30 protein-coding genes are annotated in these 25565 nt (G+C 71.9%); 16 read left to right on the forward strand and 14 right to left on the reverse strand.

Annotated features, from left to right (window positions below):
- Positions 1 to 81: 81 nt before the first annotated feature.
- The 5 genes from ACIP63_RS19690 (at position 82) to ACIP63_RS19710 (ending at position 3566) form a co-directional block, all read left to right on the forward strand.
- A complete protein-coding gene (locus tag ACIP63_RS19690; protein ID WP_401517195.1) occupies positions 82 to 525 on the forward strand; it encodes a hypothetical protein in 444 nt (147 codons plus the stop codon).
- A gap of 2 nt (positions 526 to 527) precedes the next feature.
- On the forward strand, positions 528 to 1547 hold the full coding sequence (locus ACIP63_RS19695; protein WP_401517197.1) for a PHP domain-containing protein: 1020 nt from the start codon (positions 528 to 530) through the stop codon (positions 1545 to 1547).
- Positions 1548 to 1658: 111 nt separating this feature from the next.
- Positions 1659 to 2621 carry an iron-containing redox enzyme family protein gene (locus tag ACIP63_RS19700; RefSeq protein ID WP_401517199.1) on the forward strand — a complete coding sequence of 321 codons (963 nt, stop codon included), beginning with the start codon at positions 1659 to 1661 and terminating at the stop codon, positions 2619 to 2621.
- 50 nt (positions 2622 to 2671) lie between these two features.
- On the forward strand, positions 2672 to 3355 hold the full coding sequence (locus tag ACIP63_RS19705) for a HemK2/MTQ2 family protein methyltransferase (protein WP_401517200.1): 684 nt from the start codon (positions 2672 to 2674) through the stop codon (positions 3353 to 3355).
- Positions 3339 to 3566: a CDGSH iron-sulfur domain-containing protein gene (locus ACIP63_RS19710; RefSeq protein WP_401517202.1), complete on the forward strand. Its 228-nt coding sequence runs from the start codon at positions 3339 to 3341 to the stop codon at positions 3564 to 3566. The genes ACIP63_RS19705 and ACIP63_RS19710 overlap by 17 nt, the downstream gene beginning before the upstream one ends.
- Positions 3567 to 3572: 6 nt before the next feature.
- Here ACIP63_RS19710 and ACIP63_RS19715 read toward each other — a convergent pair whose 3' ends face one another.
- On the reverse strand, positions 3573 to 4811 hold the full coding sequence (locus ACIP63_RS19715) for an aromatic acid exporter family protein (protein ID WP_401517204.1): 1239 nt from the start codon (positions 4809 to 4811) through the stop codon (positions 3573 to 3575).
- Between the two features lie 127 nt (positions 4812 to 4938).
- Between ACIP63_RS19715 and ACIP63_RS19720 the strand changes: the two genes are divergently transcribed.
- On the forward strand, positions 4939 to 5121 hold the full coding sequence (locus tag ACIP63_RS19720; protein WP_401517206.1) for a hypothetical protein: 183 nt from the start codon (positions 4939 to 4941) through the stop codon (positions 5119 to 5121).
- Positions 5118 to 5732, forward strand: coding sequence for an endonuclease (locus ACIP63_RS19725; protein WP_401517207.1), 615 nt, complete (start codon positions 5118 to 5120; stop codon positions 5730 to 5732). Before ACIP63_RS19720 ends, ACIP63_RS19725 begins: the two co-directional genes overlap by 4 nt.
- Positions 5733 to 5738: 6 nt before the next feature.
- Here ACIP63_RS19725 and ACIP63_RS19730 read toward each other — a convergent pair whose 3' ends face one another.
- The 8 genes from ACIP63_RS19730 to ACIP63_RS19765 all read right to left on the reverse strand — a co-directional run bounded on the left by ACIP63_RS19730 (position 5739) and on the right by ACIP63_RS19765 (position 12875).
- Positions 5739 to 6488 (reverse strand): hypothetical protein, encoded by a 750-nt coding sequence (locus ACIP63_RS19730; protein ID WP_401517209.1) that lies wholly within the window; start codon positions 6486 to 6488, stop codon positions 5739 to 5741.
- Between the two features lie 164 nt (positions 6489 to 6652).
- Positions 6653 to 6847: a hypothetical protein gene (locus ACIP63_RS19735; RefSeq protein ID WP_401517211.1), complete on the reverse strand. Its 195-nt coding sequence runs from the start codon at positions 6845 to 6847 to the stop codon at positions 6653 to 6655.
- A 137-nt stretch (positions 6848 to 6984) separates the two neighbouring features.
- A complete protein-coding gene (locus ACIP63_RS19740; protein ID WP_401517213.1) occupies positions 6985 to 7875 on the reverse strand; it encodes a phosphatidylinositol-specific phospholipase C/glycerophosphodiester phosphodiesterase family protein in 891 nt (296 codons plus the stop codon).
- Positions 7876 to 8098: 223 nt separating this feature from the next.
- Positions 8099 to 9220 carry an acyl-CoA dehydrogenase family protein gene (locus tag ACIP63_RS19745; protein WP_401517215.1) on the reverse strand — a complete coding sequence of 374 codons (1122 nt, stop codon included), beginning with the start codon at positions 9218 to 9220 and terminating at the stop codon, positions 8099 to 8101.
- Positions 9217 to 10407 carry an acyl-CoA dehydrogenase family protein gene (locus ACIP63_RS19750; RefSeq protein ID WP_401517216.1) on the reverse strand — a complete coding sequence of 397 codons (1191 nt, stop codon included), beginning with the start codon at positions 10405 to 10407 and terminating at the stop codon, positions 9217 to 9219. The genes ACIP63_RS19745 and ACIP63_RS19750 overlap by 4 nt, the downstream gene beginning before the upstream one ends.
- Positions 10404 to 11372, reverse strand: coding sequence for an NADPH:quinone oxidoreductase family protein (locus ACIP63_RS19755; RefSeq protein ID WP_401517218.1), 969 nt, complete (start codon positions 11370 to 11372; stop codon positions 10404 to 10406). The genes ACIP63_RS19750 and ACIP63_RS19755 overlap by 4 nt, the downstream gene beginning before the upstream one ends.
- 103 nt (positions 11373 to 11475) lie before the next feature.
- Entirely contained in the window at positions 11476 to 12075 is a 600-nt protein-coding gene (locus ACIP63_RS19760; protein ID WP_393760329.1) for a helix-turn-helix domain-containing protein, read from the reverse strand.
- 68 nt (positions 12076 to 12143) lie between these two features.
- Entirely contained in the window at positions 12144 to 12875 is a 732-nt protein-coding gene (locus tag ACIP63_RS19765) for a PIG-L deacetylase family protein (RefSeq protein ID WP_401517219.1), read from the reverse strand.
- A gap of 212 nt (positions 12876 to 13087) precedes the next feature.
- Between ACIP63_RS19765 and ACIP63_RS19770 the strand changes: the two genes are divergently transcribed.
- A complete protein-coding gene (locus ACIP63_RS19770) occupies positions 13088 to 13660 on the forward strand; it encodes a rhodanese-like domain-containing protein (protein WP_401517221.1) in 573 nt (190 codons plus the stop codon).
- Positions 13661 to 13865: 205 nt separating this feature from the next.
- Here ACIP63_RS19770 and ACIP63_RS19775 read toward each other — a convergent pair whose 3' ends face one another.
- On the reverse strand, positions 13866 to 15167 hold the full coding sequence (locus ACIP63_RS19775; RefSeq protein WP_401517223.1) for an alpha/beta fold hydrolase: 1302 nt from the start codon (positions 15165 to 15167) through the stop codon (positions 13866 to 13868).
- Between the two features lie 105 nt (positions 15168 to 15272).
- On the opposite strand from ACIP63_RS19775, the gene ACIP63_RS19780 reads away from it, so the two are divergent.
- Both ACIP63_RS19780 and ACIP63_RS19785 read left to right on the forward strand, forming a co-directional pair.
- Complete coding sequence (locus ACIP63_RS19780; RefSeq protein WP_401517225.1) at positions 15273 to 15986, forward strand: ATP-binding cassette domain-containing protein; 714 nt, start codon at positions 15273 to 15275, stop codon at positions 15984 to 15986.
- Positions 15987 to 16121: 135 nt separating this feature from the next.
- Positions 16122 to 16946 carry an aldo/keto reductase gene (locus tag ACIP63_RS19785; RefSeq protein ID WP_401517227.1) on the forward strand — a complete coding sequence of 275 codons (825 nt, stop codon included), beginning with the start codon at positions 16122 to 16124 and terminating at the stop codon, positions 16944 to 16946.
- Between the two features lie 100 nt (positions 16947 to 17046).
- Here the strand turns inward: ACIP63_RS19785 and ACIP63_RS19790 are convergent, their stop codons facing one another.
- Positions 17047 to 17322, reverse strand: a complete 276-nt coding sequence (locus tag ACIP63_RS19790; RefSeq protein WP_401517229.1) for a DUF2087 domain-containing protein — start codon at positions 17320 to 17322, stop codon at positions 17047 to 17049.
- 130 nt (positions 17323 to 17452) lie between these two features.
- Here ACIP63_RS19790 and ACIP63_RS19795 point away from each other — a divergent pair, with 130 nt between their 5' ends.
- Together ACIP63_RS19795 and ACIP63_RS19800 are read left to right on the forward strand one after the other, a co-directional pair.
- A complete protein-coding gene (locus tag ACIP63_RS19795) occupies positions 17453 to 18427 on the forward strand; it encodes an acetylxylan esterase (protein WP_401518259.1) in 975 nt (324 codons plus the stop codon).
- A gap of 106 nt (positions 18428 to 18533) precedes the next feature.
- Positions 18534 to 19697 (forward strand): Gfo/Idh/MocA family protein, encoded by a 1164-nt coding sequence (locus tag ACIP63_RS19800; protein ID WP_401517231.1) that lies wholly within the window; start codon positions 18534 to 18536, stop codon positions 19695 to 19697.
- 195 nt (positions 19698 to 19892) lie between these two features.
- Here ACIP63_RS19800 and ACIP63_RS19805 read toward each other — a convergent pair whose 3' ends face one another.
- Positions 19893 to 20336 carry a nitroreductase family deazaflavin-dependent oxidoreductase gene (locus ACIP63_RS19805; protein ID WP_401517232.1) on the reverse strand — a complete coding sequence of 148 codons (444 nt, stop codon included), beginning with the start codon at positions 20334 to 20336 and terminating at the stop codon, positions 19893 to 19895.
- Between the two features lie 322 nt (positions 20337 to 20658).
- Here ACIP63_RS19805 and ACIP63_RS19810 point away from each other — a divergent pair, with 322 nt between their 5' ends.
- The 4 genes from ACIP63_RS19810 to ACIP63_RS19825 all read left to right on the forward strand — a co-directional run bounded on the left by ACIP63_RS19810 (position 20659) and on the right by ACIP63_RS19825 (position 24063).
- Positions 20659 to 22020, forward strand: coding sequence for an FAD-dependent oxidoreductase (locus ACIP63_RS19810; RefSeq protein WP_401517233.1), 1362 nt, complete (start codon positions 20659 to 20661; stop codon positions 22018 to 22020).
- Positions 22021 to 22573: 553 nt separating this feature from the next.
- Positions 22574 to 23194, forward strand: a complete 621-nt coding sequence (locus ACIP63_RS19815) for an L-threonylcarbamoyladenylate synthase (protein ID WP_362930291.1) — start codon at positions 22574 to 22576, stop codon at positions 23192 to 23194.
- A 112-nt stretch (positions 23195 to 23306) separates the two neighbouring features.
- On the forward strand, positions 23307 to 23498 hold the full coding sequence (locus ACIP63_RS19820) for a DUF6381 family protein (RefSeq protein ID WP_401517234.1): 192 nt from the start codon (positions 23307 to 23309) through the stop codon (positions 23496 to 23498).
- Between the two features lie 175 nt (positions 23499 to 23673).
- Positions 23674 to 24063, forward strand: a complete 390-nt coding sequence (locus tag ACIP63_RS19825; RefSeq protein ID WP_401518262.1) for a DUF2267 domain-containing protein — start codon at positions 23674 to 23676, stop codon at positions 24061 to 24063.
- Positions 24064 to 24066: 3 nt separating this feature from the next.
- Here ACIP63_RS19825 and ACIP63_RS19830 read toward each other — a convergent pair whose 3' ends face one another.
- Together ACIP63_RS19830 and ACIP63_RS19835 are read right to left on the reverse strand one after the other, a co-directional pair.
- Positions 24067 to 25074: an MsnO8 family LLM class oxidoreductase gene (locus ACIP63_RS19830; protein ID WP_401517236.1), complete on the reverse strand. Its 1008-nt coding sequence runs from the start codon at positions 25072 to 25074 to the stop codon at positions 24067 to 24069.
- Positions 25075 to 25172: 98 nt separating this feature from the next.
- The gene (locus ACIP63_RS19835) at positions 25173 to 25559 is read right to left on the reverse strand and encodes an ArsR/SmtB family transcription factor (RefSeq protein ID WP_393760357.1); all 387 of its coding nucleotides are present in this window, start codon (positions 25557 to 25559) and stop codon (positions 25173 to 25175) included.
- Between the last annotated feature and the right edge of the window lie 6 nt (positions 25560 to 25565).

Consider the following 25565-nt stretch of genomic DNA (forward strand, 5'->3'; position numbering starts at 1 on the left):
GACGAGGACGGCCGGGGAAGCGCTCACCCTTTCGCCGGTCCGGCGGGACGCATCGCCCGGGACGCGTGCACAGTCGTATGCATGAGTGAGAACCGTGGCCCCGACGGGCCCGAGGAAGAGCACGTGCGGCCGTCCGGGGTCGACGACACGACCGTCGAGGCGCTCGGAGCGCTGACGGAGGCGTTGGAACGGGTGGAGCGTGCGCGGGGGCAGCTCTACGGGTTCCACCAGCTCACGGGCGGTGCGGATCTGACGCTGGACCGGGCGGTCGAGCTGCTCCGGATGGGTGGTCACACGGCCCAGGCCGACCTGGTGGAGCGGGAGATCCTGGGCCGCAACGTCATTCCCGGCTGCTGGACCTTCCAGATGGTCGAGGCGTACGACGACACGTACTACCGGCCGTTCGTCGCAGTCGAGGAGCGGGTACGCCGGGAGCTCGTGGGTGGGCGGCGCCATCTCTACGAGGCGGAGATGAAGGAAAGCCGCCGGACGCACGGGCACCCTCATCACACCGCGCGGCCCTGACGATGGATCCGGCAGACGCGCTGCGGCGGATCGCGTTCCTCCTGGAGCGGTCCCAGGCGGCCACGTACCGGGTGAAGGCCTTCCGCACGGCGGCGGAGGCGATCAGCTCCATGGACGCCGAGGAAGTCGCCCAGCGGGTGGCACACGGTTCGCTGGAGACGGTGCGCGGCATCGGGCCGAAGACGGCCAAGGTGATCCGTGAGGCGGTGGAGGGCGCGACGCCCGCCTACCTCGAGGTGCTGGAGCAAGAGGCGTCCGCACCGTTGGCCTCCGGCGGCGAGGCGCTCCTCTCGGCCCTTCGCGGGGACTGCCATCTGCACTCGGACTGGTCCGACGGGGGAAGCCCGATCGCCGAGATGGGCCGGGCGGCTGCCGAGCTGGGCCATGAGTGGGCGGTGCTCACGGACCACTCCCCCAGGCTGACCGTGGCCAACGGGCTCTCGACCGAGCGCCTTCTCGATCAGCTGTCCGTCGTGGCGGAGCTCAACGAGCGGTGGGCCCCCTTTCGTCTGCTCACCGGCATCGAGTGCGACATCCTCGACGACGGCTCGCTGGACCAGGAACCCGACGTTCTGGAGCGGCTCGACGTGGTGGTCGTCTCGGTCCATTCGAAGCTGCGCATGGACGCCGGCGCGATGACGGCGCGGATGCTCGCCGCCGTACGCAATCCGCACGCGGACATCCTGGGGCACTGCACGGGGCGGCTCCTCGGCGGGAAGAAGCGTCCGGAATCGGTGTTCGACGCGGAGCGGGTCTTCGCGGCGTGTGCCGAGGCCGGGACCGCCGTGGAGATCAACTGCCGCCCGGAGCGGCTCGATCCCCCGCGCGGCCTGCTGCGGCAGGCGGTCGCGTCGGGTGCCCTCCTCTCGATCGACACCGACGCGCACGCCCCGGGGCAGCTGGACTGGCAGATCTACGGGTGCGCGCGGGCGGAGGAGTGCGGAGTACCCGTGGACCGTGTGGTCACCACCTGGCCGGTGGAACGGCTCCTGGGCTGGACGGCTCAGAAAGCCCGCCCGTAGGGGCCCGTGCGGGGGTGCGTCCCTGCGGACAGGCTGGTCACGGGCGATCGGCGTACAGTCGATCACGGTAGTCCGTGTGACTCCGGGGCATGCCGGGGCAGGAGGAACACCATGTCACGTCAACACACAGGACCTTCACTTCCGCGAGGACGCGGCGCGCTGTCCACAGGGGTCATCGGCTATCTGCGGGACGACGGCGTCCTGCCGGACCCGGATGCCGCCGGGGCCGCCGAGCCCTACGGCGACGACCTGCAGCTGGCTCTGTACGTCTGTTACGAGCTGCACTACCGCGGGTTCAGCGGCGTACGCCCCGAATTGGAGTGGGACCCGCCCCTGCTCGCCGTACGCGCAGCGTTGGAGGACCGCTTCCTGGCGGCCCTCCGGAGCGACGCCCCGGTGCACGCGAGCCTGGACGAGGTCCTGGACGGCCTCCTCGTGGAACCGGTCCGCGGCTCCGGTGTCTCGTGGTTCCTCCAGGACCGGGGCGAGCTGCGCCATCTGCGCGCGTACGCGGCACAGCGTTCGCTGTACCACCTCAAGGAGGCCGACCCGCACGCCTGGGTGCTGCCCCGGCTCAGTGGACGGGCCAAGGCGGGCATGGCGGCGATCGAGTACGACGAGTTCGGCGCCGGGCGCGCGGACCGCGTCCACGCTCAGCTGTTCGCCGACCTCATGACGGATCTGGGCCTGGACACGACGTACGGCCGCTATCTGGACGAGGGCTGCGCGCCCATGCTGGCCCTGGTGAACCTCATGTCGCTCTTCGGCCTGCACCGCCGGCTGCGCGGAGCGCTGGTGGGTCACTTCGCCGCTGTCGAGATCACCTCCTCCCCCGCGTCCCGGCGCCTGGCAGACGCCATGAAGCGCACGGGCGCGGGTCCCGCGGCGGAGTTCTTCTACACCGAGCACGTCGAAGCGGACGCGGTGCACGAGCAGGTGGTGCGTCGCGAGGTGATCGGCGGGCTGCTCGAGGACGAACCCGAACTGGCGGCCGACATCGCGTTCGGCATCACCGCCACCTCATGCCTGGAGGACCGGCTCGGCGACCGGCTGCTCGCGGACTGGCAGGTCTGAACCACAAGCCCTGGTCCGCACCGACGGCGAAGCATCGAATGGAGTCGCAGATGTCAGCAGACATGGCCGAGGACACCCGTAAAACCCGCTTGATGACCCTCCCTGGGGTGTACGCACCCCAGCACGACACTCTCCTGCTCATGGCGGCACTGAACCTGGAGGACATCGGCCCGGGCACCGAGGTCCTGGACGTCGGCACGGGTAGTGGCGCCCTCGCCCTGCACGCGGCGCGGCGGGGAGCGCGGGTGACGGCAGTGGACGTCGCGTGGCGGGCCGTGGCGACGGCCCGGCTGAACGCGCTGCTGCACCGCCGGCGCATCACCGTGCGGCGCAGCGATCTACTCTCGGCCCTGCCCGGCCGGTCCTACGACCTGGTGATCTGCAACCCGCCCTATGTGCCGTCCCCGCTGGGCCGGCTTCCCGGGCGCGGTGCGGCGCGGGCCTGGGAGGCGGGGCGCGACGGCCGGGCCGTCCTGGACAGGGTCTGTGAGACCGCCCCGGCGGCGCTGCGCCCCGGAGGGCGCCTCCTCCTCGTGCACTCGGGCCTGTGCGACAGCGAAGTGACCCTTCGGCGCCTCTCGGAAGCGGGGATGCGGGCTCATGTCAGCTCCCGCGCCCTGGTGCCCCTCGGGCCCGTGCTGCGCTCCAGACTGCGGTGGCTGCGGGCGACGGGCCTGATGGACGAGGAAGAGACGGCGGAGGAGCTGGTGGTGATCCGTGCCGAACGAGTCTGAACGTCCGTGCCGCATCACCCTCGGCGACGAGGGTCCCCTTCTGGTCGAGGGGCCCGTGGAAGTCACGTGTGCGGACGGCAGTGTGGCCGTCTCCGACCGGTTCGTCGTGGCCGTCTGCATGTGCCGGCGCAGCCGGATGTATCCGTGGTGCGACACCAGCCACCGGCGCCGGAAACGGCCCGTCGAGGAGCCCCGCCGGCCGGCGGACTGACGTCCCTCACTCGCCGGCCCGTCGCCGGAACTGTGTCCCGCCGCGCAGTCGGCGGGACACCTCCCGCAGCCGTGGGTGGCGCTCGTGGGCCTCGGCGGAACGGCGGTCCAGCTCCTCCGCCAGGCGCTCCGTGCGCTTGTCGATGTCGAGTTCGTCGAGGATGCGGTCGACCTCCGCGAGCAGTGCGCCGTGCAGTTGCCACTGCCTCGGGTGCTCCTGGACGTCTTCGAGCAGCAGATCCGCCACGCGGTCGCGGGTCGCGCGACTGCGGGCGAGGGCGTCGGCCAGGCGCTCCTCGGCCTCCTCGCCGCTCTCGGCCATCGGCGTGGTGATCATCACTGCGAACCCCTCGATGGCGTCGGACATGTGTCCGAAGAGCTCCCTGAGGTCCGTGGCCACGTCCTCGGGGAAGAGCGCCTCGTCGGTGCGCGCCTTGGCGAGGTCGGTCAGCGTGCGGGTCAGGACGCGCAGCACCACGGCGCAGATCTCCAGCGTGTCGAGCCCGGTCCGCAGGACGACGCGGTAGAGCAGCCCCTGCTTGACGCGGGGGTTGAGCATCAGGCTCTCCTCGGCCTGCCTCAGGGACGCGTCGACCTCGACGATGTCGTGGTCGAGGCGGCGGGCTTCGTGCAGCCGGGCGGCAGCCTCCCGCACGGGGTGGTTACCGCCGATCTCGTCGCCGAGGGCCCGGAACATCTTGCCCATCCGCTCTCCCAGGCCGCCGATGGAGGCGCCCGCCGACTCGACCCAGACGGGTGGTGCCAGCAGGAGGTTGAAGAGCAGGCCGACTCCCGCACCGATCAGCGTCTCCAGCACACGCTCCCATGCTGTGTCCGCGACCTGGGCGACGCCGAGGACGAGCATCGCGCTGATGGCCACCTCGGGTACGAACTCGTTGACCCGTACGAGCCGCCCGATCAGCAGGGACGTGAAGATGGTCAGGCCCAGGGTCCACCAGCTGAGGCCCACCAGGGAGCTGAATCCGCTGGCGATCAGGACCCCGACGACGACGGCGTTCACACGCCGGATCCCGGTGGTCAGCGTGGCGTAGAGCGTCACCTGCACCACGAGGAGGGCGGTCAGAGGGGCGGTGAGCGGTGCGGGGTGCGGCGCGGGCAGTACGGCCTGGGCCACGGCGAAGGCGATGACGGCCGCCGCCGTCGACCGCAGTGTCTGGGCCGCGGCCGGTTCGGCGGTGCGCTGGACGAGTTTGACGACGGGCTCGGGCGTGGAAACTGCAGGCATTCCTTGACGGTGCCCCGTTCCACGGCACCGCAGCGCTTCGGGGACCGGTCGGACTCCGTACGGACGTACGCGTGCCCCCATCGGCGCCGGCCTCGCGGGGACGGGCGCCCGGAGAGAAGGTGGATACATGGCTATCTCACTCACGCCCCCCACGGAGACACCTCCGGCCGAGGGCTGCATAAGCGAAGCGCACGTCGAACGCCCCGACGGAGGGATCTGGGAACACCCGGTCTTCTGGGCAGCCGTGGTGCTGCTGGGCTCACTCGTCGTGGCCGGTTACTTCATCGCGCGGATCTTCGGGTTCACGTGAGCGCCCCCCGGACTCTGGAGGCGCTGCTGAAGCGCCACGGCACCACGTACGCCGCCGAGGCCGGCATCCGGCTGCGTGACACCCCCCAGCCCCTGTACCAACTGCTCGTCCTGAGCCACCTGCTGAGCGCGCGGATCCGCGCGCAGGTGGCGGTGGCCGCGGCGCAGGCGCTCTTCTCGCACGGGCTGCGCACTCCGCGCCGAATGACCGACGCCACGTGGCAGGAGCGCGTCGACGCGCTCGGCGAGGGCGGCTACCGCCGGTACGACGAACGGACGGCGACCCAGCTGGGGGACGGTGCCCAGCTCGTGCTCGACGAGTACGGCGGTGACCTGCGGCGCCTGCGCCGGAAGGCCGACGGCGACATGGACACCCTGCGCTCCGGACTCCGCCGCTTCCCCGGCATAGGGCCGGCGGGTGCCGACATCTTCCTGCGCGAGGTGCAGACGGTGTGGCCCGAGGCGTCGCCCTACCTCGACGCCAAGGCGCTCCAGGGAGCGGAACGGCTCGGCCTGCCCACCACGCCGGACAAGCTCCTCCGGATGGCGAAGGACGAGGACCCGGCCGTACTCGCGGCGGCGCTGGTGCGGGGCGCGCTGGACAAGGGCTGAGCGGGCTCAGCCGGCGGGCCGCCGCTTGCCCGGCTTGGTGGAGCGGCCTTCCACGAGGGCGCGCCGGATCTGCGCGGCGGTCGCACGGGCGTGTTCCGAGGTGGCCGTCCGGTCGGCGACCGATGTGACGAAGCGGTGGGTGGGGCGAAGGCACTGGCCGCACGGCGTGTCGGTGGTGATCAGGTAGCCGTCCTCGCACTGCGGATTCGCGCAACGGCCCGGGCTCACGAGCGCCTCGGCGATCTCCTGAGGTGCCCAGCGGCGGCGGCCGTCCTCGTCCTTCTCGTGGAGGGCGTGGGACCAGCGGACGTTCCACCTGCGTTCGAGCCGCTCCAGGAGCTGGTCCGGGGTGCGCCGGGCGAGCTCCTGGTGGATCAGATCGTGCACCGTACGCGGGTGGCGGTGGCCGAGCGCCTGGACCAGCGGTTGCGGGAGGGCCTGAAGGATGTACGCGACCGGATCGCCGGCCGCGCGTTCGCGCCACTTGCGGCAGGTGCAGGCGCCCTCGGCGGGCAGGGCCCGCTGGCACCGTCCGCAGCGGCCCCGGCACTCGGCGCAGAGTCCGTCGTCGAGCCCGTCCAGATGCGGCGCGGGGGCGCGGCCGCAGTCACGGCAGCAGGCGGCGCACGGGCCGCAGAGCCGCTCGTCGCCGAGTTTCGTCGTCCATTGGCGCTGCTGGCAGCGGCAGCACAGGGCGTTGTTGCAGTACTCGTGGTGGGCGGCGCCCGAGTGCCGTCCGGGGGGCGGGAATGACATGGATGCGTTCTCCAGGTACGTGGCGAGGATCGGTCAGGTCCAAGCCATGTCGACGAAGCGCGCGCAGGGGCCCTCGGACGACGGTACCGCCCCGGCCGGGTCCCCCGCGGCGCTGTGCCGCGATCGGGCAGACATTCTCCCGCACCCGGACGGTGCGTGCGGGGTCAGGGCCTCAGGCCGCTGACCACGTTCGCGGTGGCCGTGATCCCCTCATGGATGGTGGGGGCCATGCTCGTACTGGCCAGCAGGAAGCCGAGCAGCCCACAGACGATCGCGTGCGACAGCTTGAGCCCGCCGTTGCGCAGGAAGATCGCTGCGAGGACCAGCAGAAGCAGCACCACTGAGATCGAAATGGCCATGGCCAACCTCCTCCGCCGCGCCGGAATTGCGGCATTCGGCCGCCAGTGTGGCGCAGCGGAGGGACCGCTCGGCGCGCTGGCGTGTCCGCCGAACGGGTGTTGACGCACGGTGACCGGAGAGGACTGCCGGGGGGCGGTCAGCCGTTTCGACGGCCGTCGGCCTCGTGCCGGCGGAGGAAGGCCTCCAGCCCCGCCAGATCGTCGGTGTTGAGATGGTCGACGCCGGCCGCGAGGAGCTCGGTCCAGACGGCGTCGCGTGCCGGGCCCGCGAGGTCGGGCGTGCCCCAGAAGCGGACCCGTTGCCCGTTCGCGTGGGCCGATGCGACGAAGGCGTTCAGCCGGTCACGCTCGGCGGCGGGGAAGGGACCGGTCCCCTGCCAGCTGAAGCTCGCGGCCCAGTTGCCGCTGATGAGCGGGACGAAGGAGGCGGGGGCGGCGGTGCCGAGATCCTCCGGGCGGCCGTCGTAGAAGGCGTACCGGGTGGTCTGCTGCTCCATCGGGACGCGCGCGGCGCGGTCTCCCGAGATGACGGCGGTGACCGCGCCGGTGCGGACCCCGCCGTGGACGGAGCGGGTGAGGATCGGCTTGTAGCGGCGGAGCACCCGGTCGAGCTGGAGGTAGGCGGCCGCACCGTCGGTCTTGATGTCGATCAGCAGCTGCAGCGGGGCGGGGTGCCCGGCGTGGACGGTGCCGTGGTTGGCGCGGACCCGGGTGAGCAGGGGGTCGAGGTAGAGCGAGACGAGGGTGCGGGCGGGGTCGAGGCTCTCGGCCTCGTGGGCGACGAGCAGTTCGCCGTCGACGAGGAAGATGTCCGCCTCGACGCTCGAGAACCCGTGCGCGAGCGCGTCGTGGAGAGGGCGCGGATGCAGGTAGTCGTTGTGGGCGTGCGCCCGGGCCAGCGGCCGGGGCCCCTGGGGGCGCGCGGTCGCGGCGGGTGCCGCTGCCGCTGCCTGGGCGGGGACGAACGCGCCCGCGGCTGCGGTGGCGAGGGCGGTGGTGATGACTCTGCGACGGGTCAGGTGTGCCATGGGGTCTCCCTGAAGCGGTCGGGCGGGCAGAGCGGGCGGGGGGACGCGATGATTATGGAGGCGCGGGCCGACCGATAGGCAGGTACCTGCCAAGAGTTGGAACGCCCTTCGTCCGCGCGTCGGTTGCGCTGCGTCTGCCGTTTCCCTGCTCACCGCTCCGGTCGTCCGCCAGGCACGACGGGGCGGGGGCACGTGTGATCACGTACCCCCGCCCGTCAGCGCCTCACGGAGCCGGAAGCTCCACCAGACCGGCTACGGCCTCGCGGTGGCGTCCCGCGGTTCCGTACGCGATCGAGTCGGCCTTGGCCCTCTTCAGATACAGGTGCGCGGGGTGCTCCCAGGTCATCCCGATGCCGCCGTGCAGCTGTACGCATTCCTCCGCGGCGTGTACCGCGACCTTGGAGCAGTAGGCCTGCGCCACGGCCACCGCGAGCGGCGCGTCGGGGCTCCCGGTCGCCAGCGCGTCCGCCGCGTTGCGGGCGGCTGCGCGGGCGGAGACGACCTCCAGCCAGAGCTGGGCCATCCGGTGCTTGAGCGACTGGAACGAGCCCACCGGCCTGTTGAACTGGTGGCGTTCGCGGGTGTGCCGGACGGTCTCGGTCAGGCACCACTCGGCCAGCCCGAGCTGCTCGGAGGCGAGCAGCCCCGCACCGGCGAGCAGACCCTTGCTCACGGCGGTGGCCGCCGGGCCCGCCTCCGCGAGCAGGGTCCCGGTGGCCCCGGCCAGCGTGACCGTGGAGAGCGGGCGGGTCAGGTCGAGCGGGACGAGCGGCTGGACGGCGACACCGTCCGAGCCGGTCTCCACCGCGTACAGCCCTTCCGCGGTGGGCACCAGCAGCACGTCGGCGGCCGCCGCATCCGCGACGCCGGTCACGGTCCGCTCCAGGGTTCCGGTCATCGCGGCGGCCCCGTCGGCGGGGGCCGTGGCGAACGGCAGGGCGAGCACGGCGATCCGGCTGCCCGCCGCCAGCTCACCGAGGAGTCCGGCGGCCGGGCCGTCATCGGCACCCAGCGCGAGGAGGACCTCGGTCGCGACGACGCCGCTCGTCAGGTACGGCGCCGGGGCGGCGCTGCGGCCGAGTTCCTCCATGACCACGGCGGCCTCACGGTGGGTGGCACCCTGCCCGCCGAGCTTCTCCGGGACCAGCAGCCCCGCTGCCCCGATCCCCGCGGCGAGCGATTCCCACAGGCGCAGGTCGTACGGCGTGTCGGACTCGATCCCGGCGATCACCGTGGGCGCGTCGGCACGGTCTGCGAGCAGCGAGCGCACGGCCGACCGCAGGTCCTCCTCGGCTTCCGAGTAGAGCAGGTCGGGTGCCTGGGCGGCTTCGGTCTGTGCGGTCATCGGGCAAGATCCTTCCAGGCGACGTCCTTGTCGTTACGCGGTTCGACGGGCAGACCGAGGACACGCTCGGCGACGATGTTGAGGAGGACCTCGCTCGTGCCGCCCTCGATGGAATTGCCCTTGGACCGGAGATAGCGGTACCCGGCGTCGCGTCCGGTGAAGTCGACCAGCTCCGGGCGGCGCATGGTCCAGTCGCTGTACAACAGACCTTCGTCACCGAGGAGTTCGACCTCGAGTCCGCTGATCTCCTGGTTGAGACGGGCGAACGCCAGCTTCATGCCGGAGCCTTCCGGCCCGGGCTGTCCGGCGACGAGCTGCTGACGCAGCCGTTCACCGGTGAGCCTGGCGACCTCGGCCTCGACCCACAGGGTGAGCAGCCGCTGGTGGAGGTCGTGGGTGCGCAGACCGGGCTGCTCGCGCCAGGTCTTGGCGACGGTGCCGATCATGCCGCCCTCGCGGGGGATGCGGGCTCCGCCGATGGACACGCGCTCGTTCATCAGGGTGGTCTGGGCGACCTTCCAGCCGGCGCCGACCGGGCCGAGACGCCTGCTGTCCGGGATGCGTACTCCGGTGAGGAAGACCTCGTTGAACTCTGCTTCCCCGGTGATCTGGCGCAGTGGCCGCACCTCGACGCCGGGGTCGGTCATGTCGCAGATGAAGTAGCTGATGCCGCGGTGCTTGGGTACGTCCGGGTCGGTGCGGGCGATCAGGATCGCCCAGCGGGCCACATGGGCGCTCGACGTCCAGACCTTCTGCCCGTCGACCACCCAGTCCTCTCCGTCGCGGACCGCGCGGGTGCCGAGCGCGGCGAGGTCGGAACCGGCTCCCGGCTCGCTGAAGAGCTGGCACCAGACCTCCTCCCCGACCCACAGCGGGCGCAGGAAGCGCTGCTTCTGCTCCTCGGTGCCGTATTCGAGGACCGTCGGAGCGGCCATGCCGAGGCCGATGCCGATACGGCGGGGATCGTTGTCGGGGGCGCCCGCGGCGGCGAGCTCGGCGTCGACGACGGGCTGCAGGGAGCGCGGCGCGTCGAGGCCCCCGAGCCCGGCGGGGTAGTGCACCCAGGCCAGACCGGCGTCGAAGCGCGCCTTGAGGAAGTCGGTGCGGTCGGTGGTGGCCGGCGGGTGGGCCGCCAGCAGTTCCTGGGTGAGGCGGCGGATCTGTGCCGCGTCGATGGTGGTGCTCATCGGGTGCCTCCTGACGGCAGGACGACGATGCGGCCGGTGCTGGTGCCGTCGGCGACCCGCTGGACGGCCCGTGCCGCGTCGGCCATGGGGACGCGCTCGCTGATCAGCGGCTTGATGACGCCCTGCGCCGCGAGCTTGGTGAGCTCGTCGTGGCAGGCGCGGACGGCTGCAGGGTCCTTGGTGTTGTACAGGCCCCAGTGGAGTCCGGCGATCGAGTAGTTCTTCACCAGGGCGTGGTTGAGGCCGGGTGTGGGGATGGACCCGCTCGCGAAGCCGACGACGACGACACGGCCCTCGAAGGCGATGCACTTGACGGACTTGGCGTAGGCGTCTCCGCCGACCGGGTCGTAGACGACGTCCGCGCCGCGCCCGCCCGTGGCCTCCTTCACCGCCGCGACGATGTCCTCGCTCCGGCGGTCGACGACCAGGTCACAGCCCAGTTCGCGGGCGATCCGGGCCTTCTCGGGCCCGCCGACGACCCCGATGACGGTGGCGCCGGCGGCCTTGCCGAGCTGGACGGCCGCGCTTCCGACCCCGCCTGCGGCCGCGTGCACCAGCAGCGTCTCACCGGCCTGGAGGTGTGCGCGGCGGTGCAGCCCGAACCAGCCGGTCTGGTAGCCGATGTGCAGTGCGGCGGCCTCCGCGTCGTCCAGGGCGTCGGGAGCCGGCAGCAGGGACGCCTCGTCCGCCACGACGTACTCGGCGAAACCGCCCTCCGGGAGCGCGGGGGTGGCGAGCACGCGCCGTCCGTCCTCCGTCACCCCGCAGATCTCCACACCGGGGGTGAAGGGCAGCGGGGGCCTGACCTGGTACTGGCCGCGGCAGAGCAGCGCGTCGGGGAAGTTGATGTTCGCCGCTCGCACTTCGAGCAGCACCTGCCCCTCTCCGGGGGTCGGCCGGTCCGTCTCCTCGAGCTCCATCACCTCGCTCGGCTCGCCGTTCCGGTGCACTCGCCATGCCTGCATGAGGGGCCTCCACAACACTGTCGGCATTACCACTGCTCCGCCGCATACTAAGCGGTCGCTTGCCCGTCTGGGAACACCTCGCGGCCACCGGGCCCGGACCCGTTCACGACCGCTTCGGCTTGGCCCTCACATGCATCCGCTCCCCTTGCGGCCCGAACAGGCTGAGGAATTCGACCGGCTCGTCGCCCGCCGGGCCGAACCAGTGCGGAAGCCGGGTGTCGAACTCGGCGGCCTCACCAGGGGCCAGGACCAGATCGTGCTCGGCGAGCTTGAGGCGCAGCCGGCCGTTGAGCACGTACAGCCACTCGTACCCCTCGTGGGTGCGCTGTTCGGGCGCCTCCGTGCACGGCGCCTCCTGTATGACCTTGTACGCCTGGAGGCCCCCCGGCCGGGCGGTGAGCGGCAGGGACGTCTTCGTGCCGTGCACGATCGGCTTCGCCCTGACCCTCGGATCGCCGACCGGCGGCGCCCCGACGAGGTCGTCGAGCGGCACCTCGTGGGCCCGGGCGATGGGGAGCAGCAGCTCCAGGCTGGGGCGCCGGCCACCGGATTCGAGCCTGGACAGGGTGGAGACGGAGATTCCGGTGACCTCGGAGAGCCCCGTCAGCGTGACACCGCGGTCCTTGCGCAACCGCCTCAGCCGTGGACCCACCCCGGTGAGCACGGCGTCGAGTTCGGGGTCGCCCTGATTCTGTTCACTCATGACCCCATTGCAGAATCAGCAACCTCGTTTGTCAATCAGGCACCCCCTGGCCGCTCGCGCCGGACGGGTCAGCGTGCGAAGAGTTCGAAGGTGACGGCCGGTCGGCCACCGAATCGCTCGGCAGCCGCTCCCGTGGTGCCGGTGAGGAACCTACGGCAGTACGCCTCCGGGTCCTCGTCCGTCAGCACCTCGATGTACGTGCGGTGGGCCAGCAGCGACCGGACGGAGCGCTCGAACCCCGGCGTCGCGTCGACCGCGTGGGTGGGCCGGTCGGTGCCCGCGACGGCGACCCAGCGCACCCCGTCCCACGGCTCCAGCCCCTGCTCACGCAGCTCGGGGAAGATCCAGCGGTTTCCCGCGTCGCCTGCGGCGTCCAGGGTGGCCCGGCCGACCGCGCGGTGGTCCGGGGTGTTCCACGCGACGCCGCCCCAGGTGTCCCGGTGGTTGAGGGTGATGAGCAGCTCGGGACGGTGACGGCGCACGGCCGCGGCGATGTCACGTCGCAGAGCCGTGCCGTACTCGATGACGCCGTCCTGGTGATCGAGGAACTCCACGGCGGCGACACCGACGGCCGCGGCACTCTCGCGTTGTTCCCGCTCGCGCAGCGGAGCGCACTCAGCAGGGGCGATCGTATCGATCCCGGCCTCTCCGCGGGTCGCCAGGAGGTAGGTGACCTCACGCCCCTCGTCGGTCCAGCCGGCCACGGCGGCGGCGCAGCCGTATTCCAGGTCGTCGGGGTGGGCGACCACGGCCAGGGCGCGGCGCCAGTCCGTGGGCATGGGTTCCAGCTGCTCCGTCATACCCGGCAGGCTATCCAGCGGAAGGTGACGGATGCGCGCATTCCGGAAGCGGTTCAGGGCAGGGAGCAAGGAGCCGCTCCGGCCGGACGCGCCGTAGGACCAGCCGCGCAGAGCCGGAGCGGAATACCCCTAGGGGTATTATTGCCTTCCGGGGCGCCGGGGTGAGCAGGCCCCGCACCGCCCCCGCTCCGGCGACCGAAAGGACCCCGCTCGTGATCAGCCCCGCCTCCCTCTCCCCCTCCGAGGCCGCAGCCCGGCTGGAGGAGTTCACCGTCATCGACGTCCGGGCCCCCGGTGAGTACGCCTCCGGGCACGTGCCCGGTGCTCTGAACGTTCCGCTCGACCGGCTCACCGAGGCGGTGCCCGCCCTGAAGTCGGCCTCCGCCCGCGGCTCACTGCTGGTGGTGTGCGCCTCGGGCGTGCGGTCCACCAGGGCGTGCGAGATCCTCGCCGACGCGGACATCGACGCGGCCACCCTGACCGGCGGGACGTCCGCCTGGGAGGGCGACGGGCGCGGGCTCGACCGTCCGGTGGGCGCCCGGGCGACCTGGCCGATGGAGCGTCAGGTGCGCCTCGCCGCAGGTTCACTGGTCGTGGCCGGCCTCGTCGCGGGCCGCCGCTTCCCGGCGGCGCGGTGGCTGTCGGCGGGCATCGGCGCCGGGCTCGTCTACTCCGCGGTGAGCAACACCTGCGGCATGGCCGCCGCCCTCTCGAAGCTCCCGTACAACCGCGCGCCGCACGCGGCGGCCGGCTTGGACGCCACGCTCGACGCCCTGCAGGGCTGACCCCCTAGGGCCTCTCGTTTGGATCATGCTGGGCTCGCGCGCCCTGGCACCGCACCTCGCGGCGTTGTCGTCAGTCGTTCCCCAAGCTCTCGGCTTCGCTCGAGCCGGGGAGGCCCCAATCGCTCGGCGTTGACTCCCTCCTCCGCCTTGCGATGCACGGCACCAGACCCCGCTCCCTGATCCAGCCTGATCCAAACGAAAGACCCTAGCGGTCGGCCTCGCCCCGGACGAGTTCGAGCAGCCGGTCCAGCACGCGGGGGCCGCCCGCGCGCACGCCGTCGTGCTCGTACTCGCTGGTCACCCACGTACGCAGGCCGCGGATCGAGGACGCGGTGCGGAGCGCGTGGTCCGTGTCCACGTACATGTCGTCGTGGTAGACGGCCGCGGCCACCGGGACCTCGTTGGCCGCGAGCCGCTCCGCGTCGTACAGGACGGGCCAGTCGGTGCGGGCGGCGAGCAGCTCCGCGGTCTCGCGCAGGGGGCGCAGCGCGGGATCGACGTCGAAGTGCCAGGGGTGGATGCTCTCGCCGGTGAAGAGCACGGGGCCGTCGCCGGCCAGTGCTGCGGCGGCGTCGAACTGCGGGAACTCGGCGCGGACGCGTTCGGCGGCCCAGTCGGTGGGCCGCGCGCCCTGGCCGTAGATCGCCTCGTGCATGAGGGCGTACAGCGGGTGGCCGGCGAACGAGGTGGCGGTGCGCACGGCCTCCTGGAAGGCGTCGGACAGCTCGGTGCCGTTCGGGCCTTCGACGAAGGCGTTCTCCAGGAGGTAGTGCAGCTGGTGGCTGCCGTTGCCGCCGCCGAGCAGGATGCCGAGGGACTGGAACCCCTCGGGTGTCAGCGTGTGTCCGGCGCTGTCCGGACGGTGCTCGGCGAGATACGCGGCGATCGCACGGGCGCGGGCGACGTCCTGGGGGTAGCGGGCGTAGTGCGCCGCCACCTTGCGCTCGATCCGCGGGTAGCCGGCGCGGTAGACGTCGTCGGCGTGCGCGTCGAGGGAGGGCAGGCCGCCGGTGATGAGGACGGCCTCGAGGCCCTCCGGAGCGGCCGACAGGTAGCGGACGGCGCAGAAGCCGCCGAAGGACTGCCCCAGGACGGTCCAGGGCGCACCGCCCGTGAGCACCGGGCGGATCAGTTCGCAGTCGCGGACGATGCTGTCGGCGCGGAAGTGGGCGAGGTAGTCGGCCTGTTCGCGGGCGCCGCCGCGCTTCGGCAGGGTCTGCCGGTTGGCCGGGGTGGACAGGCCGGTGCCGCGCTGGTCCAGGAGCAGCACGCGGAACTCCCGGACCGCCCGCCCCAGCCAGGCCTCCGTGCCCACGAAGCGGCGGGCACCGAAGCCGGGACCGCCTTCCAGGTAGACCAGCCACGGCAGGTGCTCGGCCGCCTTCCCGCTCGCAACGGCTTCACGGGCGAAGATCTCGATCGTCTCGCCGCCCGGCTCGTCGTGGTCGAGGGGGACCGTGAAGCGTCGGTCGGTGAGGACGATGCCGGGCTGGCGGTAGCTGTTCAAGGGGACTCCTGTATCCGGTGTTTCCCGGACAGTTCAGCACACGGCCGTGACCCGGTCGGTCGCGGCCCGTGTGCGGCCCGCCCCGGCGGCTCCTACCGTGCACTCATGATCCGGTTCGAACAGGTCAGCAAGGTCTACCCGGACCGCACGACCGCTGTTAACGGCCTGTCCTTCGAGGTCGGCGAGGGGGAACCGGTCATGCTCGTCGGGCCTTCCGGCTGCGGGAAGTCCCCCACGATGATGACGGTGAACCGGCAGGTGGGGCTTTTCCCGCACCGGACCGTGCTGGACAACACGGCGACCGTCCCGGCCCTGGCCGGCCGGCAGCGCGCCAGAGCGCGGGAGCGGGCGTCCGGGCCGCTGGATCCGGTGGGGCTCGACCAGCAGACCTACGGCCCGCGCCATCCGGTCCAGCTCTCCGGCGGGAGGCACCGGCGGGCGGGGCTGACGCGGGCCCTGGCCGCGGACCCGCCCGTCCTGCTGATGGAAGAGCCGTTCGGAGCCGTGGACCCGGTGGTGCGCGAGCGCCTCCAGAAAGAATCCCTCAACCTCCGGTCGAGGGTGAGGAAGACCGTGCCGCTCGTCACGCACGCCATCGAGGAGGCGGTGCGGGCGAGGACGGCACCGTGGGCGGTCCGGCGCGGCGCATGGACGCGTGGGCGCCTGTCGGGAGCCCCGCTGAAGCAGGTGTTCAGCGAGCTGCCGCAGCACGACGCCGTAGGGGTCGCGGTTCTGGACGGGCTGCGCCGGTCGATGGGCGCGGACGCGCAGGGGGTGGGGCGCGACCAGGTGCGGTTCGAACGATCGCCGGATGCCTGAGATTCCGCCGCGGGCGCCTGACAGGCATCACCAGCTTTGCCAGCGTTTGCCATTAACCCGCGTGTGCAATTATTGTTTACGCCAGTAATCATCGTACGCAGGTCGGCTCGGTCCGACATCACGAGAGGCCCCACCATGTCCACGGTCCCCACTGTCACACTCAACAACGGCGTCCCGATTCCGCAGCTCGGCTTCGGCGTCTTCCAGGTCCCCGACGACGAGACCACCGCCGCGGTCACAGCGGCACTGGAGGCCGGCTACCGCTCCATCGACACCGCGGCCGTCTACGGCAACGAGGCGGGCGTGGGCCGCGCCCTGGCAGAGTCCGGGCTCGCCCGCGAGGAGCTGTTCGTGACGACGAAGCTCTGGAACGCGGACCAGGGCTACGACGCCGCACTCGCCGCCTTCGACACGAGCCTGGCCAAGCTCGGCCTCGACCATGTGGACCTCTACCTCATCCACTGGCCCACCCCGGCCCGCGGCCTCTACGTCGAGACCTGGCGCGCACTGGAGAAGCTGCTGGCCGACGGCCGGATCCGGGCCGCCGGCGTCTCCAACTTCCAGCCCGCTCACCTGCGCCGCCTGCGCGAGGAGAGCTCCCTGGTCCCGGCGGTCAACCAGATCGAACTGCACCCCGGGCTCCAGCAGAGCGAACTGCGGGCCGTGCACGCGGAGTACGGGATCGCCACCGAGGCCTGGAGCCCGCTGGCCCAGGGCGCGCTGCTCAAGGACGAGGCGATCGTCTCCCTCGCCGAACGCCACGGGAAGACGCCGGCCCAGGTGGTCCTTCGCTGGCACCTCCAGCTCGGCAACGTCGTGATCCCCAAGTCGGTCACGCCCGTACGCATCCAGCAGAACATCGACGTCTTCGACTTCGAACTGTCGGCCGCGGACATGGACGCGATCGCGGGCCTGGACCGGGGCATGCGCACGGGCCCGGACCCCGACACACTCAACTGAGCCGCGGCGGCGGCCCGCCCGGGCCGTGGAACGATCGGGCCCGGGCAGGCGCCGTGCGCCGCCCGGCCGCGTTCCGCATACACGGAGACGGGCCCGCCGACTACCGTCCCCGGCGGTAGCTGCTGCCGTCGCTGGGCCGCTCGAGCAGGCCGGCCACCACGAGGTAGCGGCGGAGGGCGGAGCAGTCCTCGTGCACCGTGAGCAGCGCGTCGTTGACCTCGCGTTCGGTGTAGACGCGGTCCCGCTCGAAGAGTGTGTGCGCGAGGTGCACCAGCAACTGCTCGCGGCGGGCGGGCTTCCGGGGGATCGCCGTAAGGCGCCCGCCCGAGAAGAGTGCGGCCACCTGGTGCGAACCTCGGGGTTCCGTATCGGACATGCCGGAAGCCTCGCAGGAGCCCGCAGGACGGGCAACGCCTTTTCCCACAGTTCGAGAGCTTGTTGACGTTCGGGCGGACCCTCGTAAGGTGTGACCATTCATGCACCCTGACGACATGAGGCGGTCCCGCATGGCCCTGTTCGATCTCCCTCTCGATGAACTGCACGCCTACCGCAGCCGGTCGGTGGAGCCCGAGGACTTCGACGCGTTCTGGTCGGCCACGCTCGACGAGGCGAGAACCCAAGATCTGGACGCCCGCTTCGAGCCGCGTACGGACCTCGGCCTCGTCACGGTCGACGTGTACGACGTCACGTTCTCGGGCTTCGGCGGCCACCCCGTCAAGGGATGGTTCGTCATACCGGCCGGGACCACCGAACCCCTGCCCGTGGTCGTGGAGTTCATCGGGTACGGCGGGGGCCGGAGCCTCCCCCACACCCACCTGCTGTGGGCCTCGGCCGGCATGGCCCACTTCGTGATGGACACCCGGGGCCAGGGCAGCGGCTGGGCCCCGGGCGACACCGCCGACCCGGTGGGCTCCGGCCCGTCCCTGCCCGGGTTCATGACCCAGGGCATCGAGGACCCGGCCACGTACTACTACCGCAGAGTGATCACGGACGCCGTACGCGCGGTGGAGGCGGCCCGCTCGCATCCGCTGGCCGACGCGTCCCGCACCGCGGCGATCGGCGCGAGCCAGGGCGGCGGCCTCGCCCTCGCCGTCGGCGGGCTGGTGCCGGACCTGGCGGCCGTCGCACCCGACGTACCGTTCCTCTGCGACTTCCCCCGGGCGACCCGGATGACCGACCGCAAGCCCTACCGAGAGATCGGTGACTACCTCAAGACGCACCGGGGCCGGGCCGAGCAGACCGCCAGGACCCTCGCCTACTTCGACGGGGTCCACTTCGCCGCACGCGGGCGGGCACCCGCACTGTTCTCCGTGGCCATGGAGGACCTGACCTGCCCGCCGTCCACGGTGTTCGCCGCGTTCAACGCGTACGCGCACGCCACGAAGGAGATCGAGGTCTACGACTTCAACGACCACGAGGGCGGCGGCCCCTTCCAGCACGCCGTACAGCTCGCGCGGCTTCCGCGGCTGCTGAAGGCCTGAGGAGGCACGCGGCCCGCACCTCTTGACCCGCCCCGTGCGCGGAGCCTAGGTTCCCGGGTGGAAAGCGCTTACTACCGGGTGAGCGCCTCTCTCTCCGCCTGAAGGGGTGTTTGTCACGACCAGCAATCCTTCGCACCGGAAGCCGGTGCGGGTCGCGATCGTCGGCACGGGCGCGATCGCGCGGGGCAGCCATCTGCCCGCGCTGACCGCGCTCGCCGCCGGCCAGCCGTTGGAGATCGTCGCCGCGGTCGATGTCGACCCGGCCTCGGTCGAGGCGTTCTGCGTCGAGGCGGCAATAGCCCACCCGTACACCGACCTCGACCGGATGCTGGCCGAGCAGCGTCCGGACCTGGTCACGCTCGCCACCCCGCCCCGGTTCCACCGCGACCAGACGGTGGCGGCGCTGCGCGCCGGGGCGTGGGTGTGGTGCGAGAAGCCGCCGTGCCCGTCGCTGGAGGACTTCGACGCGATGGAGGCGGCGGAGGGCGCGGATGGTGACGGCCCGTACGCCGCGATCGTGTTCCAGCACCGCTTCGGCTCGGGTGCCCGGCACGTCCGGGAGCTGCTCGACCGCCAGGCCATGGGGCGGCCGCTGGTGGCTCACTGCCAGACGACCTGGTACCGGGACGAGGCGTACTACGCCGTTCCCTGGCGGGGCAGCTGGAGCAGCGAGGGCGGCGGGCCCACGATGGGGCACGGCATCCACCAGATGGACCTGCTGCTCGACCTGCTGGGCCCGTGGGCGGAGATCCGCGCGATGGCGGGGCGGCTCGTGCACGACGTGGAGACGGAGGACGTCTCCACCGCGCTCGTACGTTTCGAGAGCGGTGCGGTGGCCACCGTGGTGAACAGCGTGCTCAGCCCGGACGAGGTCAGCAGGATACGGATCGACTGCGAACGCGCGACGGTCGAACTCACTCATCTGTACGGACACCGCAACGCGGACTGGCGGATCACACCCGCTCCCGGAGTCACCTCCGAAGTGGCGGATGCCTGGCGGGACTTCGGGCCCGATGTGCCGAGCTCGCACGAGGCACAGCTCAAGGGGCTGCTGGAGGACCTGCGGGCCGGGCGCAGGCCGCGGAGCAGCGGCGCGGACGGCCGGAAGAGCCTGGAGCTGGTCGCCGCGCTCTACAAGGCGGCCTTCACCGGGGGCACCGTACGGGCGGGCGAGATCGGACCCGGCGACCCGTACTACGGCGCGCTGCACGGCAACGCACCCGGCTGGGCGCCGGAACGTCCGCAGCAGCCCGCGGAGGCGCCGGCCTGAGGCGGCGCCGGACCGTCCTCCGGCGCGGATCCGCTGGTGACGGTCAGGCCTGCTTCGGATCCCCCGTTCCGCACACGTGGGCGCCGGCCGGGCCCTGAGCGCGCTCCAGGAACCCGAGCCCGCCCTCGTGGTGCCGGCGGTTTCGGAGGAAGGCGCGCCCGGGGGCCCGGGCCGGTCAGCTCGTCGGCCGGAGCCTCAGCTCTTCCCCGCCGGGGAGAGGACGAACACCGGGATCTCCCGGTCGGTCTTGGTCTGGTAGTCGGCGTAGTCGGGGAACGCCTCGACGGCGCGGTCCCACCACAGGGCCTTCTCCTCCCCCGTGACCTCGCGGGCGACCATGTCCTGCTTCACGGTCCCGTCCCGCAGCTCCACCTCGGGGTGGGACTGCACGTTGTAATACCAGACGGGGTGCTTCGGGGCGCCTCCCAGGGAGGCGACCACGGCGTACTCCCCGTCGTGCTCGACCCGCATCAGCGGGGTCTTGCGGAGCTTGCCGCTCTTGGCGCCGAGCGTGGTCAGGAGGATGACGGGCCTGCCGTGCAAGGTGGTCCCCTGGGTTCCGCCGGAGCTCTCGATGAGCTCGACCTGCTCACGGACCCACGTCGTCGGGCTCGGCTCGTACTCGCCCTCGATCGGCATGACACGTGTCCTCTCGTCGGAGTGCTGTGATCGTGTGCCCATCATGGCTCCGCCATGGACCGGCGGCGCGCAGGGACACCGGCGTACAGCCTGCCCGTCGGCTGCTGTCTCATTCTCTGGAACCCCGTGAGACGGCGGAGGAGGAATCCGCTCACAGAATCCGGGCCTCTTGATGCTGATACGTCCCTTTATTTCCGAAATATGCACTCGCCCCGATCCAGGGGCTTCCGGGGGCAGGCCGTACCGTGGGGGCAGCGGAGTAAGCCATGCCTTACCCCGCTGCACTCTGCCCGTGCTCGCCCGCCCTAAGGAACATCACTCCATGACACGCCCCGTCCGCGTCGCCATCGTCGGAGCCGGTCCCGCCGGAATCTACGCAGCGGACGCGCTTCTCAAGTCCGAGGCCGCCCAGGAGCCGGGCGTATCGATCGACCTGTTCGAGCGCATGCCCGCGCCCTTCGGCCTGATCCGGTACGGAGTGGCCCCGGACCACCCGCGGATCAAGGGCATCGTCAAGGCGCTGCACCAGGTCCTGGACAAGCCGCAGCTGCGGCTGTTCGGCAACGTCGACTATCCGAACGACATCGGCCTGGACGATCTGCGCTCCTTCTACGACGCCGTGATCTTCTCCACCGGCGCCGACGCCGACCGCGCCCTGGACATACCCGGGATCGAGCTCGAGGGTTCCTACGGTGCCGCCGACTTCGTTGCCTGGTACGACGGGCACCCCGAGGTCCCGCGCACCTGGCCGCTGGAGGCCGAGAAGGTCGCCGTGCTCGGTGTCGGCAACGTGGCCCTGGACGTCGCGCGCATCCTCGCGAAGACGGCGGACGAGCTGCTCCCGACCGAGATCCCCGCGAACGTCTACGACGGGCTCAAGGCGAACAAGGCGCTCGAGGTGCACGTCTTCGGACGGCGCGGGCCGGCCCAGGCGAAGTTCAGCCCGATGGAGCTGCGCGAGCTGGACCACTCGCCGAACATCGAGGTCATCGTCAACCCCGAGGACATCGACTACGACGAGGGTTCGATCGCCACCCGGCGGGAGAACAAGCAGGCCAACATGGTCGCCTCCACGCTGGAGAACTGGGCGATCCGGGACGTGGGCGACCGCCCCCACAAGCTTTTCCTGCACTTCTTCGAGTCCCCGGTCGAGGTCGTCGGCGAGGACGGCCGCGTCGTGGCCCTGCGCACCGAGCGCACGGAGCTCGACGGCACGGGCAACGTGAAGGGCACGGGCCGTCATACGGACTGGGACGTGCAGAGCGTCTACCGCGCGGTCGGCTACTACTCGGAGGAGCTCGCGAAGCTGCCCTTCGACGTGGCCTCCGGCACCGTCCCGCACGCGGCCGGACGCGTACTGGCAGGCGAGGAGCCGATGCCCTCGGTGTACGTCACCGGGTGGATCAAGCGCGGTCCGATCGGCCTGATCGGGCACACCAAGGGTGACGCCAACGAGACGGTGGCCTGCCTGCTGGAGGACCACGCCGCCGGGCGGCTGCCCGTCCCCACGCAGCCGGGGCCCGACGCGATCGTCGACTTCCTGGAGCAGCGCGGTGTCCGGTACACCACCAAGGAGGGCTGGCACCGCCTGGACGCCCACGAGCAGGCGCTCGGCGCCGAACAGGGCCGCGAGCGCGTCAAGGTCGTCGAGCGTGCGGCCATGCTGGACGCCTCCGGAGCCTGACAGCCGGCGAGCCGCCCCGCGCCCCTGGTGCCCCGTCGACGGGGCACCAGGGGCGCGGCGCTGTCCGGGGCGGAACAGCGCTCCCACACCGGGGCGGGCCGGCGCCGGTGGACGGGACGAGCAGCAGAGCAAGTCCGACCGAACCGCCGATGGTGAGTGCGGTCTGCGGAACACCTGCGTGATGTCCGCGTGCCCCGCCGGTGCGGTGGCGAGGAGGCCGGTGAGCACCGCGGCAGGCAGGAGCAGGCCCGCGAGGGCTCCCGCCCGTTCCCGGTCGGCGAAGACGGCGCCGGGCAGCAGTGGTTCGGCGCGTGCACCAGTCCGTACACCCCGGAGGTGACGGCGAGTGGCCCGCTTCGTGCAGATGGTCCTGGAGGGGGTCGTTCGTCGTCCCCCCGGCGGGGAAACTGACCGGCCGGGGTCGGCGCAGGGCTCCCGCGACGCCTGCGCGTGTCCGCGCCTCGGCCGGCCGGTCCGGGTGCGGATCCGCTCGGCCCTGCGCCCCGCACGCCGTAAGCGGAACGTGTCCGCCCCGAGGCCGTAGACTCGCCGGATGGCCAAGTACTTCGACGTGCACCCCGAGAACCCCCAGCGCCGCACCATCACCAACGTGGCCGAGAGCATCCGGTCCGGCGCCCTCGTCGCGTATCCGACCGATTCCTGTTACGCCCTGGGCTGCCAGTTGGGCAGCCGCGACGGGATCGACCGCATCCGGTCCATCCGGAATCTCGACGACCGCCATCACTTCACCCTGGTGTGCCAGAACTTCGCGCAGCTCGGCCAGTTCGTGCAGGTCGACAACGACGTGTTCCGCGCGATCAAGGCGGCGACGCCCGGGAGTTACACCTTCATCCTCCCCGCCACCAAGGAGGTGCCGCGGCAGTTGCTGCACCCCAAGAAGAAGACCGTCGGCGTCCGGATCCCGGATCACACGGTCACGCAGGCCCTCCTGGCCGAGCTCGGTGAGCCGCTGCTCTCCAGCACGCTGCTCCTGCCGGACGAGGAGGAGCCGCTGACGCAGGGCTGGGAGATCAAGGAGCGCCTCGACCACGTCGTGGACATCGTGCTCGACTCCGGCGACTGCGGGACCGAGCCGACCACCGTCATCGACTTCTCCGGGGGCGAGCTGGAGGTCGTACGCCGGGGAGCCGGGGACGTCTCGCGGTTCGAGTAGCGCACCGCGCGCACGGTCACTCCGCGCTTCCGGCACCCCCGCTGAGATGCGCGCACCCCCGGGTGCCTGGTTCGGTGGAGGAGTCCGCTCCGCCCAGCGCCAGGGAGTGATCATGAGCGAGTCAGAGAACGTACGCGGCCGTCTCCAGCAGATGCGCGGCCGGGCCGAGGATCTCGAGAAGGCCGCCGAGCAGGCCACCGATCCCGCGGAACGCCGGCGCCTCCAGGACGAGGCGCACCGGCTCGAATCACAGAGCGTGCAGGTCAGCGGCATGGCGAGCGGGGACATCTACCCCATGGAGTAGTCCGCTGTCGCGGCTCGCGCGGCTGCGGGTCCGGGCTCCGCTTGCCACCACCGGGACCACGTGTTACTCCGGAACTGAGGTGACATGCGGTGGATACGCGGAGGGCGGGGCACGGGCTTCCCCTCCCCCGCCCCGCTCTCCGCCCGCGCTCCGCGAAGGGGAACCGGTGACGTACATGAGGTGGCAGCCGTTCCTGGAGGCCGTCCAGGAACGCGGCGATTATCCATCGGGCCTGGAGGCGGAGCGGGCGTCCCGTGTGGTGCTGGCCCTCCTGGGGGCCCATCTGGTCGGGGAGGAGCGCAACGAGCTGGCCGCCCGGCTGCCGGAGACGTTCGCGCTCATTCTCCTGAACCCACTTCAGGCCGCCGAACCGCTCAGCTCCCAGCGGTTCGTACGGGCGGTCTCCGCCTGGATCGAGGGCGCCAACGAGCAGACGGCGGCCTGGGACACGAGCGCCGTGCTCAGCGTGGTGGCCGATGCCGCCGGTGAGGAACTGCTCCAGCGCGTACTGCTGCAACTCCCCCCGGGGTACGACCTCTTGTTCGGTCACCCCGCCGGCGGCTGACCCTCAGCCCAGGCCCGCGATCCGTGCGAGCCGCCGCATCGACTGCACCAGCGCCTCACGGTCGTACGTGCTCGTGGTGACCAGCACCTCGTCCGCACCGGTCTCCTTGATCACCAGTTCCAGCCCGGCGGCCACGGTCTCCTCGGTGCCGGCCAGGTGGCCGCGCAGTCCGTTCTCGAAGAGGCCCCGTTCCTTCTCCGTCATGGCCAGCGCCTCGATCCGCTCGGCCGGCGCCAGCGGCGGGAAGGACCCGTGGGTGCGGGAGTACGCCATGGACCAGGCCTCGGGGACCAGCAGCCGCCGCGCCTCCTGCTCGGTGCCGGCCACCGCGACGGTGCCCGCCACGATCACATAGGGCTCCCGGGCCCACGCGGAAGGGCGGAAGCGGGCGCGGTAGTCCTCGACCGCCCTCACCAGCTTGTCGCGGCCGCGGAGGTCGCCGACGACGAGAGGCAGGCCGGCAGCCGCGGCGATGGCGGCACCCTCACCGGTGGCCAGGACGTACGGAGGAATGCGCAGCCCCTCGGCCGGACGGGCGTGGACCTGAGGATGGGCCTGCTGACTGCCGTCCAGCCATCCGAGAAGCTCGTCAAGCTGCGCGGCGAAGGCGCCGGCGTCCTCCTTGTCCCGGCCGAGCGCTCTGCGGATCCCGTCGGTGAAGCCGACGGAACGCCCGAGGCCCATGTCGATGCGGCCGGGGAAGAGCGAGGCGAGCACCCCGAACTGCTCGGCCACGACGAGGGGCTGATGGTTCGGAAGCATCACGCCACCGGTTCCCACCCTGATGGCCGAGGTCGCCGCGGCCACGGCGGCGGCCAGCACCGTCGGCGCCGAACCGGCCACACCGGGCACGCTGTGGTGCTCGGACACCCAGAAGCGGTGGTAGCCGAGGGCCTCCGCGGTGCCCGCCAGCGTGACGGTGTCCCGCAGCGCCTGCGCGGCATCGTGCCCCTCGCGGGTGCGGGAGCGGTCGAGGAAGGAGAACCGGGTCGATGCGATGGAAGAGCTCACGCATGGTTCAACGCCCTCGGCGCGCCGGGATTCCCGTCCACCGCACGGCCGGCACCGCGACGCGGCCGCACGCTCAGCACCGCGAAGAGGTCGCGTGGTCAGCGGCGCGACGCCGCGGCGGCGATCTCGGCGGGCGCGTCACGGAGCCCGAGGCGCAGATGCTCCACGTGGTAGAGGGCCTGGTCGAGGAGTTCGGCGACGTGGTGGTCGTACAGGGCGTACACGATGGAGCGCCCCTGGCGCTCCCCCGCGACGAGCCCGAGGTTCCGCAGGAGACGGAGCTGGTGGGAGCAGGCGGAAGGTTCCATTTCCACCGCTTCGGCGAGATCACCGACGGCGCAGGGGCCTTCCTGGAGGCGCGCCAGGATGCGCAGCCGGGAGGGCGTGGCCAGCGCCTGGAGGGTCGCGGCGACACCCGCCGCCCCTACGGCGTCCAGGCGCTCGCGGGTGGTGGCGGTCGTCTGCTCGTCGCGTCCGTGACCCATGCCGAC

The organism is Streptomyces sp. NPDC088746, from assembly GCF_044751065.1.
Taxonomy (GTDB): Bacteria; Actinomycetota; Actinomycetes; order Streptomycetales; family Streptomycetaceae; genus Streptomyces.